This is a genomic window from Rubrimonas sp., assembly GCF_036788415.1.
Lineage (GTDB): Bacteria > Pseudomonadota > Alphaproteobacteria > Rhodobacterales > Rhodobacteraceae > Rubrimonas.
On record NZ_DAIQNN010000082.1, the window covers coordinates 1 to 11,555 of the forward strand.

9 protein-coding genes and 1 tRNA gene are annotated in these 11,555 nt (G+C 71.4%); 7 read left to right on the top strand and 3 right to left on the bottom strand.

Going from position 1 to position 11,555, the window contains the following annotated elements:
* The coding region (locus V7Q31_RS14640) for a LacI family DNA-binding transcriptional regulator (RefSeq protein WP_333834602.1) at positions 1 to 929 on the bottom strand (929 nt) is incomplete at its 3' end.
* Between the two features lie 139 nt (positions 930 to 1,068).
* Here V7Q31_RS14640 and V7Q31_RS14645 point away from each other — a divergent pair.
* From V7Q31_RS14645 to V7Q31_RS14665, 5 genes are read left to right on the top strand one after another with little or no spacing between them, the layout of a single operon-like run.
* A complete protein-coding gene (locus V7Q31_RS14645) occupies positions 1,069 to 2,340 on the top strand; it encodes an ABC transporter substrate-binding protein (RefSeq protein ID WP_333834609.1) in 1,272 nt (423 codons plus the stop codon).
* A 55-nt stretch (positions 2,341 to 2,395) separates the two neighbouring features.
* Complete coding sequence (locus tag V7Q31_RS14650) at positions 2,396 to 3,286, top strand: carbohydrate ABC transporter permease (protein ID WP_333834603.1); 891 nt, start codon at positions 2,396 to 2,398, stop codon at positions 3,284 to 3,286.
* A complete protein-coding gene (locus tag V7Q31_RS14655; protein WP_333834604.1) occupies positions 3,283 to 4,131 on the top strand; it encodes a carbohydrate ABC transporter permease in 849 nt (282 codons plus the stop codon). The genes V7Q31_RS14650 and V7Q31_RS14655 overlap by 4 nt, the downstream gene beginning before the upstream one ends.
* On the top strand, positions 4,128 to 5,243 hold the full coding sequence (locus tag V7Q31_RS14660) for a hypothetical protein (RefSeq protein WP_333834605.1): 1,116 nt from the start codon (positions 4,128 to 4,130) through the stop codon (positions 5,241 to 5,243). Before V7Q31_RS14655 ends, V7Q31_RS14660 begins: the two co-directional genes overlap by 4 nt.
* Complete coding sequence (locus V7Q31_RS14665) at positions 5,240 to 7,006, top strand: glycoside hydrolase family 2 protein (RefSeq protein ID WP_333834606.1); 1,767 nt, start codon at positions 5,240 to 5,242, stop codon at positions 7,004 to 7,006. The genes V7Q31_RS14660 and V7Q31_RS14665 overlap by 4 nt, the downstream gene beginning before the upstream one ends.
* A gap of 325 nt (positions 7,007 to 7,331) precedes the next feature.
* On the opposite strand, the gene V7Q31_RS14670 is transcribed toward V7Q31_RS14665, so the two are convergent.
* Positions 7,332 to 7,405, bottom strand: a tRNA-Gln gene (locus tag V7Q31_RS14670).
* A gap of 185 nt (positions 7,406 to 7,590) precedes the next feature.
* Positions 7,591 to 8,931 (bottom strand): phosphoglucosamine mutase, encoded by a 1,341-nt coding sequence (glmM, locus tag V7Q31_RS14675; RefSeq protein ID WP_333834607.1) that lies wholly within the window; start codon positions 8,929 to 8,931, stop codon positions 7,591 to 7,593.
* 134 nt (positions 8,932 to 9,065) lie between these two features.
* Between glmM and glmU the strand changes: the two genes are divergently transcribed.
* Both glmU and V7Q31_RS14685 read left to right on the top strand, forming a co-directional pair.
* Positions 9,066 to 10,451 (top strand): bifunctional UDP-N-acetylglucosamine diphosphorylase/glucosamine-1-phosphate N-acetyltransferase GlmU, encoded by a 1,386-nt coding sequence (gene glmU / locus V7Q31_RS14680; RefSeq protein ID WP_333834608.1) that lies wholly within the window; start codon positions 9,066 to 9,068, stop codon positions 10,449 to 10,451.
* Between the two features lie 2 nt (positions 10,452 to 10,453).
* Positions 10,454 to 11,555, top strand: a 1,102-nt coding sequence (locus V7Q31_RS14685; protein ID WP_333834610.1) for an alanine racemase, incomplete at its 3' end; no start/stop codon positions are given.

An 11,555-nucleotide genomic window follows, 5' to 3' on the forward strand; every position in this document is an offset into this window, starting at 1 on the left:
AAGGCCTCATAGGGGGCCTTCACCGAGCTGAGCCACGGCGCAACCCAGGGATTGAGCGGGTTGTCGTCGAAGCCTACCACCGCCACATCGCCCGTCGCGGTCAACCCAGCCTCGCAGAAGCGTCGGTGCGCGCCGAAAGCGATCAGGTCGCTTGTGCAGAAAAGTCCCGATGGCGGCGGACCGATCCGCAACATCGCGTCTGCGGCGCGATAACCGATCTCGAGATGTTCGTCGCCGAGGCCCTCGCCCAGAATCGCTGGCGGCGCGCCAAGCGCCGTGGCGCGGGACGCGAACGCCTCCACGCGCTGGGTCGTCGCCGAGGACCGCAGCGGCCCGTGGATCAGCGCAAGCGGCGCGCGCCCGCGGGCGACCAGCGCCTCGGCGACCTCCATGGCCGCTGCGGCGTTGTCCACGCCGACGAAGGGCGCGTCGGCCTCGCCGGGACACTCGCGATTGACGAACAGCAACGGCGCCCCCTCCGCGCGCATGCGTGTGAGCCCCGGGCTGTCGACCGCGCCGAGCAGGACCGTGGCGCGGGCCATCTGGGCGCGCATCTCCAGAAGGTATTCGTCCTGGATGCCGGGCTGGTCGTGGCTGTCGCACAGCATCATCACAAGCCCCGCCCGGCGCAGCGCCGTCTCGGCCGCAGCGGCTATCGCGGCCATTGTCGGGTTGGCCAGGTTCGAGGCCATCAGCGCCACCATGCGGCTCTGGCGCCGGCGCAGCGAGCGCCCCGCGCTCATCGGACGATAGCCGAGTTCCGCGACCGCCCTGCGCACGCGCTCCACAGTCTCGGGCGAGGCCTTGTTGGCGACCCCGTTGACCACGCGCGAGACGGTGGCGATGGAGACCCCGGCGCGCTCCGCGACGCGCTTCAGCGGGGTCGCGCCGCCCATGCCTTCGCCGCCCTTGTCGTCGTCCTTCGCCATGCCGCGGCCCTCCGCCCGCGTCATGCGCGGGGCGGCGCTGCTTGTCCAGACGTGGCTTGCTGATGATTGGGAAAACGTTTACCCTCATTGCGCGGCATGACCGCCAAAGCGAGAAACGGGAGGAGATCGCGTGAAGCCAATGAAGGGAACCGGCGTCATGATGGCGGCGTTGCTGCTGGCCGCCACGCCCGTCGCCGCGCAGGAGATACAGATCTGGCACGACCTTGGCGACAATGGCGTCGCCTGGTTCGAGCGCGTCGGCGAGGCGTTCGCGAAGGAGCATCCGGGCGTCACGGTGCGCTCGCTGAGCTTTCCCACAGACCAATGGTTCGGGCGGGTGATCGGCGCCCTGAACACCGACACCGCGCCCGATCTGATCTTCAATAACTACGAACGCGTCATCCGCGTGCAGACCCAGACCGACCGGATCATGGACCTTGCGCCGGTGTTGGCGGCGATCGAGGATCGCGCTTTCCTCGGCGAGGACGACCTGCGTGTGGCGACCTACGACGGTCGCATGATCATCCTGCCGGTCCAGCGCGTGCAGATGGCCTTCGGTGTGCGCAAGAGCTGGCTCGACGCGGTCGGCGAGGAGTTCCCCGAGACCTGGGACGACGTGAAGCGCGTCGCCGCGAAGTTCGCGGAGGAGGACCCGGACGGCAACAGCCGCGCCGACACTTTCGGCTTCGCCCTCCAGGCGGCCCGGCCGCGCGACCTCATCCACATGCTGGACCTGTTCACCTTCGGCTCGGGCCTGCGGCACACGCTGATCGACCCCGAGGGGAACATCACCATAGACCAGCCCGGCCACGCCGAGGTGCTGGAGGAGTTTCTGAAGACCTACTCCACCTACGGCTTCGTCGCGCCCGACACGATCAACCACAGCTTCACCGAGATGTATCAGGTGATCGAAGGCGGCCGCGGCGGCATGTTCCGCGTCGGCGACTGGAACGTGAACAAGTGGGACGGGCAGGACGTGCTGGCCGGCGACTTCGTGGTCGGTCCCTGGCCCGCCTTCGCCGAGGATCGGGAGGCTGCGGTGGTGATCGGCGGCATGCGCGGCGTCGCCATTCCCGAAAACGCGCCGAACCGCGATCTGTCCGTCGCCTTCGCGAGTTTCCTGCTGGGCCTCGAGGCGCAGCAGGCTTCGCTGGAGAAGGTGGGCGCCGCGGTTCGGACCGACCTCGACATCTCGTCGCTGTCGCCGCGGCGGCAGACCTTCGCCCGCGCCGAATACTCCCTGACTGCCTACGACTTTCCCGAGTCCATCCACCCCTTCTACCCGGAGCTCGAGGCCGCCTTCCATCGCAAGCTGCTCGACGGCATCGCCAACCCGCCCTCGGACTGGCAGGCCTTCATCGCCGAGACCGCAGGCGAGATGCGCGCCCTCGCCGCGACGCTGAAGCAGTGAACCCGCGCGGGGCCGAGAACTCGGCCCCGCCGCCCCATCTCGGAGTAGACTGCGCATGAGCCGCGCGCTCGCGGAGGCCTGGCGGGGCCGCACGCTTTACCTGTTCGTGCTGCCCTTCGCCGCGCTGACCATCCTGTTCGGCGTGTGGCCCATCGTCCTGTCGGTCGAGGTCTCGCTGACCCAATCGGCCACCGCGCTGCGGGCGGAGCCGACCTATGTCGGGCTCGCGAACTACGCCCGCGTGCTGGCCGACCCGATTTTCGCCGCCTCGCTGACGCGCACGCTGTTCTATGCCGCCATGGCGGTCGTGCTGAACCTCGCCTTCGCGCTGGCCATGGCGACGTTGCTGGACAGCTCGCTGATCGGGCGTGGCAACTACCTGATCCGGCTCGCGATCTTCCTACCGGTGGTGACGCCGGACGTCGCCGGCTACGTCGTGTGGCGATGGTTGTTCGACCGCTCCTTCGGCGCGGTCAACGCGGGGCTGGCGCATCTGGGCGCACCCGGCTTCGCCGGGCTGTCGAGCCCCGATACGGCGATGATCGCGATCCTGATCGCCGAGCTCTGGCACCACGCCGGGTTCTACATGATCATCTTCCTCGCCAACCTCGCGATCCGCGACCGCGCGCTGGAGGAGGCGGCGGCGATAGATGGCGCGACGCCGTGGCAGCGCTTCCGCTTCGTGATCCTGCCCCAGCTGCGACCGGCGCTGATCATCAATATCGTCTATGCGACGATCCAGTTCCTGAAGACCTTCACCGTCGTGGTGGTCATGACGCGCGGCGGGCCGAACGACGCCACGAACTTCGTGAGCTACTACGCCTACCAGCTGTTCGATCAGGGCCGCTATGGCGAGGCGACGGCCATGGCGACGATCCTGTTCGCGGTCGTCATCGTGCTGTCGCTGGGCGCGTATTTGCTCAGCGCGCGGGGCGACTGGCGATGATGGTGCAGGACCGCGGGCGCCGCCGCGTCGCACAGATCATCGCCCATGCCGTCGCGATACCCGTGGCGGCGCTGTTTCTCTACCCCTACTGGTGGATGCTCATCAGCGCCTTTCGGCGCACCACGGACGTGATGTCCGACCCGTTGCGCCTGCTGCCGGAACGGTTCGACCCGGCGGTCTTCGCCGCCATCGGGCGCGTCGGCGGCGTGGACCTGTGGGTCTACATCGCCAACAGTTTCGTCATCACCATCGCCTCGACCGTCATCAGCGTGGCGGTGACGGCGCTCGGAGCCTATGCGCTCGTGCGCAAGCCCAAGCTTCCCGGGTTCCGGTTCCTGCGCTTCGGCTTCCTGGTGACGATCATGTATCCCTACATGCTGCTGGTCATCCCCGTCTACATCGTCATGTTCAAGCTCGGGCTGCTCGGGACCTATGCCGGCATCATCCTGTTTCTCGCGCTGGGCCCGATCCAGTTTTTCCTGTTCGATCAGTTCTTTCGCGCAATACCCAAGGACATCATCGAGGCGGCCCTGATCGACGGGGCGACGGAACTGCAGGTGTTGCGCAAGATCGTCGTGCCGCTGGCGCGGCCCGTGGTGGTGACAGTCGCGATGATCACGTTCCTTCTGAACTGGGCGCAGTGGTTCCCGGTGCTGGTGATCTCGCGGCTTCCCGACACCTACACGCTGCCGGTGGCGCTGCTGTCGATGAACACCGAACTCGGCGCCAACTTCCAGGGGATCATGGCGCTGGCGGTGCTGACCACCCTGCCGCCCGCCGCGCTGTTTCTGCTCGCGCAGAAACGGGTGATGGAGGGCATGGCGTCAGGAGGGGTGAAGGGATGACCGCGCCCGCCCGCGCCCGCGATCCGCTGGCCGACCGCGTGGAGGCGGCGCGGCGCGCCACCGTCGACTGGCTCGCTGCGATGCAGGCGCCCGGTCTTCCCGCGGGGGTCAGTCGCATCAGCGCCGCGCACGACGTGCAGGCGTGGCCGGGCGTGCTGCTGCCCGGAACCTACAACGCCGTGATGTGCGCGACGCTGATCGGCGCGCCGGCCCTCGACCCCGCGCCGCTGGTCGCGTGGCTGGAGAGCCATCGCCTGGCCGACGGGCGCTTTCGCGTGCCGGGGATGGACGAAGGCGCGGTTTTCAAGAAGCCGGACCCGGCCGAGACCTGGGGCTACATCGACTTCCACGTGACGAACTACGCGCTCGGGGCGGTGGAGGCGCTGGCGCCCGGGCGGCCTGCGAACCTCGCCTTCGCGAGACGCTTCCTCGATCCCACGGCGCTCGGCGACTGGCTGTCCCGGCGCGACCTGCGCGATCCCTGGCAGGAGGGCAACAACCTCGTGAACCTCGGCGGCTTCCTGCGCGCGCTGCGCGCCCAGGGCGCGACGGAGGCCAACCGGGCGCTGGCGCTGTGGTTCGACTGGCACGAGCGGTTGCAGGAGCCGTCAACCGGCTTCTGGGGTGTCGGCCAGCACGACGACGCGCGTCAGTTGCTCCATGCGTTCGCCGGATCGATGCACGACTACCACCTCTACTACGCCGAGCGTCGCCCGATCCCGTTCCACGAGCGCGCCGTCGACTACGCGCTCACCCTGCCGCCGCGGATCGACAGCGCCTGTATCGACGTGGACGCGGTTGACCTGCTGGTCCACGGGCTGATGTTGCGCGGCCACCGGCGGGCGGAGACGCTGGACTGGCTCCGCGCGCTGCTGCCGGAGCTGCTGGGCTGGCAGGAAGCCGACGGCGGTTTCTGCGACGTGCGCGAGGGCGTGCGGCGGCAGGACGGTTGGATCGGCGGTTACGCCGAGCCCCAGGGACTGTCGAACACCTTTGCAACCTATTTCCGCTGGATCGCCATCGCCATGATCGCCGAGGTGTTCTGGCCTGGCCGCTGGCCCTGGGCCTTTCGTCGAGACGTCGGCATCGGCTACCGCGCGTCGGCCCGATGACCGTGGAAGACCCCTTCGCCCACCTCCACGAGGAGGGCTACGCCAGCGCCTATGACCGCCCGCTGATCGGCGCCGACAGTCTGGTCGATCCCGGCGGCCGGCCCATGGATGCGCTCACCGACTGGGGCCTGACACTGGACCCGTTCGAGGAGGGTCTGCGCCAGCGATGGTTCGCGCTCGACGACCGCCCCATGGCGGAGTGGACCACGCCGCGCGACTTCGACGACGCCGGCGCCACGCCGGCGCGGGCGCCCTGCTGCTGGACGATGCTCGACCCTGAATGGCGCCGCCACGAGGGCGCAGTCTGGCATGTGACCCACTTCGACCACGCGCGCGGTCCGCACCGCACCGTGCTGCGCTTCGGCGCGGCCAACTACGCGGCGCTCGTGTTCCTGAACGGCCGCTTCCTCGGTCGCCATCTCGGCGGCTCGACGCCGTTCTGCGTCGAGTTGACCGAGGCGCTGCATGAGGGCCGGAACCGCCTGATGGTCATGGTCGAGAACCACCGCCGTTCCGACCGCGTGCCGATGGGCCATATCGACTGGTTCAACCATGGCGGCCTGCACCGCGAGGTCGCGCTCCTGCGTCTGCCGCCCGTCTTCATCCGCGCCGCAGGCTTCGCCCTGACCGCCGACGGCGTTGGGATCGCGGTGGATGTGACGCTCTCAGACCCCGTGGACGGGGTCGCTCGCGTGGCGATCCCTGCGCTCGGGATCCACGCCGATCTGTCCGTCGCCGCCGGCGCCGGCCGCGTCGAGATCGCAGCCGCCCCGGATCGCTGGTCGCCCGAGACCCCCCGCCTCCATGACGTGGCCGTATCCTTCGGGGACGACGTGTTTCGCGAACGCGTCGGTTTCCGCACCCTCGCGGTGGAGGGAGAACGCATCCTGCTCAACGGACGCCCGATATGGCTTCGCGGGGTCTGCGTTCACGAGGATGACCGCGACGTCGGCCGCGTCTCGACCGAGGCGGACGTGCGGCGTCGCTTCGGCCACGCCCGCGCGCTCGGCTGCAACTTCCTCCGCCTCGCGCACTACCCCCACCATGAGCATGTCGCGCGCATCGCCGATGAGGAGGGCTTTCTGCTGTGGTCGGAGATCCCGGTTTATTGGGCGATCGACTTCGCCAACCCGGCGACGTTCGCGGACGCCGAGAACCAGTTGCGAGAACTGATCGCCCGCGACCGCAACCGCGCCAGCGTGGCGCTCTGGGGCGTGGGCAACGAGAACGCCGACACCGACGCGCGCCTGTCGTTCATGTCGCGCCTCGCCGCGGCGGCGCGCGCCGCCGACCCAACCCGGCTGATCGCCGCCGCCTGCCTGATCGACCGCGTTCGCTTCGCCATCGCCGACCGGCTCGCCGAAACGCTCGATGTCATCGGCCTCAACGAGTATTTCGGCTGGTACGAGCCAGGTTTCGAGGGCCTCGAGCGCCTTCTGGCCAACTCCGAGCCCGGCAAGCCCGTCATCGTGTCCGAGACGGGCGCGGACGGTGCGCCGGGCTTGCGAGGGACAGGCCTTTTCACCGAGCATCGCCAGGCCGAAATCGTTCGCCGCCAGATCGAGACTTTGCGTCGCTTCGACTACGTCCAGGGCGTCGCGTGGTGGCTGCTCTACGACTTCCGCTCCGACCGCCGCCAGACAGGGGTTCAGCGCGGCTTCAATCGCAAGGGCCTTGTCGCGGATGACAAGGCGACCCTGAAGGCGGGCTTTCATGCGTTGGCGGAGGCCTATGCGGCTATCGCAGGCCGGAAGGCCGATTGACTCTGCCGACGCGGGCGGCTTCGACGCGAGCCAGTCGATCCGCACGGCGGCTGATCGAGCAACCTGCGAGCAGTCAAGCTCAGCCCTTGTAAGTATATGATAAATTCGGCCTTGTTGTAGAACGCTGACCGGCCGGGGTTTGCAGGGCGAATCCGTGCGGTGAGGGGAGGCGCGTCTCAGGCGCGCGGTTTGCGACACCCCCCGGAGAACGCGGACTTGGGCCTGGCGCCGCGAGGGGCGCTGACGCCCGCCTCGCTTAAGCCTAAGAAAAATTGGGAGAATTTCGCCCCCGCGCTGGCGCCGAGAGAGTGCGAGCGCGGGAGGTTGGCTGGGGAACCTGGATTCGAACCAGGACCGACGGAGTCAGAGTCCGCTGTTCTACCGTTAAACTATTCCCCAAGCGCGGCGTCTGCCTATGCGCTGCCGTGACGGCGGTCAAGGCGGGCGTTCGGGGGGCGGCGCGGTCAGGCTTCAAGGCGGGTCTGATCGCGACGCCGGAAGGCCTCGACGCCGTGGGCCACGCCCGGCCCGCCGGACTTCGCCGCAGATGCGATCGGGCGGCGCCGAGCGCGTCTGCGGTGCGATCATGCGGCGCCGAGCGCGTCGGCGACTTCGGCGACGGCGGTCTCGACGAGCGCGGTGTCTTCGCCTTCGGCCATGACGCGGATCACGGGCTCGGTGCCGGAGGGTCGGATCAGGAGCCTACCGCGCCCGTTCAGCCGCGCCTCGACCGCCGCGACCGCCGCGCGCACCGCCGGGTGCTCCAGCGCCGCGCGCTCGGCGCGCACGCTGATGAGCTTCTGGGGCAGGGGCTCGAACAGGCGCAGCGTCTCCGAGGCCGGCCGGCCCGCCTCGGCCACCGCCGCCAGCGCCTGCAGCGCGGCGATGAGCCCGTCGCCGGTGGTGGCGAAGTCGGCGAGAATCACGTGGCCCGACTGTTCGCCGCCGAGGTTGCAGCCCTCGGCGCGCATGGTCTCCACGACGTAGCGGTCGCCGACGCGGGTGCGCAGGAGCCCGACGCCGCGGGCCGCCAGCCAGCGCTCGAGCCCGAGGTTCGACATCACGGTGGCCACCAGCGAGCCCCCGGTCAGCCGCCCCGCCGCCGCCCAGCGGCCCGCGATCAGCGCCATCAGCTGGTCGCCGTCGACGATGCGCCCCCGCTCGTCGATCAGGATCGCGCGGTCGGCGTCGCCGTCGAGCGCCACGCCCAGATGCGCGCCCCGCTCGAGCACCGCAGCCGCGCAGGCCTGGGGGTGAGTCGAGCCGCAGCCGTCGTTGATGTTGGTCCCGTTCGGCGAGACCCCGAGCGGGATCACCTCCGCCCCGAGCTCCCACAGCGCGGCCGGCGCGGCGCGGTAGGCGGCGCCGTGGGCGCAGTCCACCACCACCTTCAGCCCGTCGAGGCGCAGGCCGCGGGGGAAGCTCGCCTTGGCGACCTCGACGTAGCGCTCGACGCCGCCCTCGATGCGCCGGGCGCGGCCGATGCGTTCTGGGTCGGTCGGGGGCGGGGCCTCGACCAGGGCCTCGATCTCGGCCTCCTCGGCGTCGGACAGCTTGTAGCCGTCGGGGCCGAACAGCTTGATCCCGTTGTCATGGAAGGGGTTGTGCGAGGCCGAGACCATCACGCCGACGTCGGCGCGCAAGCTGCGCGTCAGCATCCCCACCGCGGGCGTCGGCACGGGGCCGAGCAGCAGGACGTCCATGCCGCCGGAAGTGAAGCCCGCCTGCAGCGCGCTCTCGATCATGTAGCCCGAGAGCCGCGTGTCCTTGCCGATGACGACCCGCCCGGCATGGCCGCGTTCGGGGCCGTCGCGGCGGAAGCGCGCGGCGGCGGCGCGGCCGACGGCGAGCGCCGTCTCGGCGGTCATGGGGTGGCGGTTGGCCAGGCCCCGCACCCCGTCCGTGCCGAAGAGCGAGCGTGTCATGCGAGCCTGCGGGCCATGGCGGGTCCCTCCCAATCTGCGCGCCCCTGTCCGCGCCTATCGACCACGGCCTGACGGCGGCGCCAAGACGCGGGGCGCCCTTCCGCCGCTCCGGCCGCTCGACTAGACAGGGCGGCATGAGCCCGACAGCCGCCACGCCGCCCGCCGCCCCGATCGCTCTCGTGGTCCTCGCCGCGGGTCTGGGGACGCGGATGCGCTCGGACGTTCCCAAGCCGCTGCACCGCGTCGGCGGCCTGCCGCTGATCGGCTGGGCGCTGGCCGCCGCCCGGCCGCTGGCGCCCGCGCGCACCGTGGTCGTGGTCGGCCCCGGGGCGGCGGGCGATGCCGTCGGGGCCGCGGCGCGCGGCTTCGCGCCCGACGCCGCGATCGCCGTGCAGGCGGCGCAGCGCGGCACCGGCGACGCGGCGGCCGCGGCCCTGCCGGCGCTGGCAGGCTTCGCGGGGACCCTGCTCGTGATCTACGCCGACACGCCGCATCTGCGCGCCGACACGCTCGCCGCCATGGCCGCGGCGCGGGCGGAAGGCGCGGGCGTGGTCGCGCTCGGCTTCGAGCCGGCCGAACCCGGCGGCTACGGCCGGCTGATCGAGGGGCCCCCGATCAACGGACTGGCGGGCCTCGCGCGCATCGTCGAGGCGAGGGACGCGACCGCCGAGGAGCGCGCCGTGCGGCTGTGCAACGCCGGCGCCATGGCGCTCGACGCAGGCCGCGTGCCGGAGTGGCTCGCCCGGCTGGAGCCGCGAAACGCTCAGGGCGAGCTCTATCTGACCGACGTCGCGGCGCTCGCGCGCGGCGAGGGCCGCCGCTGCGCCGTGGTCCGCTGCGCGGCGGAGGAGGCGATGGGGGTCAACGGCCGCGCCGAACTCGCCGCCGCCGAGGCCGTCTTCCAGACCCGCGCCCGCGCCGCCGCCATGGAGGCCGGCGCGACGCTGGCGGCGCCGGAGACGGTGTTCCTGTCCCACGACACGCGGTTAGGCCGCGACGTGACGGTCGGGCCCGACGTGGTGTTCGGCCCGGGCGTGACGGTCGAGGACGGCGCGGAGATCCGCGCCTTCAGCCACCTGGAGGGCTGCGTCGTGCGCCGGGGCGCGCTCGTCGGCCCCTTCGCGCGGCTGCGGCCCGGCGCGGAGGTCGGCCCGGGCGCCCATGTCGGCAATTTCGTCGAGATCAAGAACGCCGTGCTGGGGGAGGGGGCCAAGGCCAACCACCTCGCCTATGTCGGCGACGCCACGGTGGGGGCGGGGGCCAACATCGGCGCGGGCGCCATCACGTGCAACTACGACGGCGTGAACAAGCACCGCACCGAGATCGGGGCGGGCGCCTTCATCGGCTCCAACGCCGCGCTGGTGGCGCCGGTGACGGTGGGGGCGGGGGCCTATGTCGCCTCCGGGTCGGTCATCACCCGCGACGTCGAACGGGACGCGCTGGCCATCGCACGCGCGCGGCAGGAGGACAGGCCGGGGCTGGCCGCCCGGCTGCGCGCGCGGCTGCGGGGGGGGCGGTGACCATGGACGCGACGGCGGCGCTCAAGGCCGAGATCGCCGAGACCTTCGGCACCCCGGCGCTGGTGGTGGACCTCGACGTGGTCGAGCGCAACGTCGCGCGCGTGCAGGCGCTCTGCGACGCAGCGGGGCTGGCCAACCGGCCTCACGTCAAGACGCACAAGTCCCCGCGGCTGGCGCGGCTGCAGCTCGCCGCCGGCGCGCGGGGGATCGCCGTGCAGAAGCTTGGCGAGGCGGAGGTCATGGCCGACGCCGTGGCCGAGGCCGGCGGCTCCGGCCCGGCGGACGCGCACGACATCCTGATCTGCTACAATCTGCTGGGCGGGCACAAGCTGCGCCGGCTGGCGGCGCTGATGCGCCGGACGCGCCTGACAGTCGCGGCCGACAACGCGCTCGCGGTGGACGGGCTGGCGCAGGCGGCGGCCGGGGCGGGCCTGCCGCTCGACGTCGCGGTGGAGTGCGACACCGGGCGCAGGCGGGCGGGCGTCGAGACGGCCGCCGAGGCGGTCGCGCTCGCCCGGCGCGTTGCGGCGAGCCCGCATCTGCGCTTTGCGGGGCTGCTGTTCTACCCCGTGGAGGGCGAGTGGGCGGCCGCGCGGGCCTTGCTCGCCGCCGCGCTGCCGGCGCTGCGCGCCGAGGGCCTGAGCCCGCGGATGATCTCCACCGGCGGCACGCCGAACCTCGCGCATCTGGGCGAGCTGCCCGGCGCCACCGAGCACCGCGCCGGCACCTCGATCTTCAACGACCGCGCCACGGTCGCGAAGGGCGCCGCGCGGCCGCAGGACTGCGCGCTTACCGTCTACGCCACCGTGGTCAGCCGGGCGGGGCCGGGGCGGGGCGTCCTCGACGCGGGCTCCAAGACGCTGACGGCCGACACGGGCGGCGGGCTCGACGGCTTCGGCGCGATCCTGGAGCACCCCGGGGCGCGGATCGCGGGCTTCGCCGAGGAGCACGGCTTTCTCGACCTGTCAGCCTGCAACGCGCCGCCCGCGGTCGGGGAGGTGGTGCGGGTCGTGCCGAACCATGTCTGCGTCACGGTGAATATGGTGGATCGGCTGATCGGGGTTCGCGGGGGGCGGGTGGTTGAGGAGATCGCGGTCTCGGCCC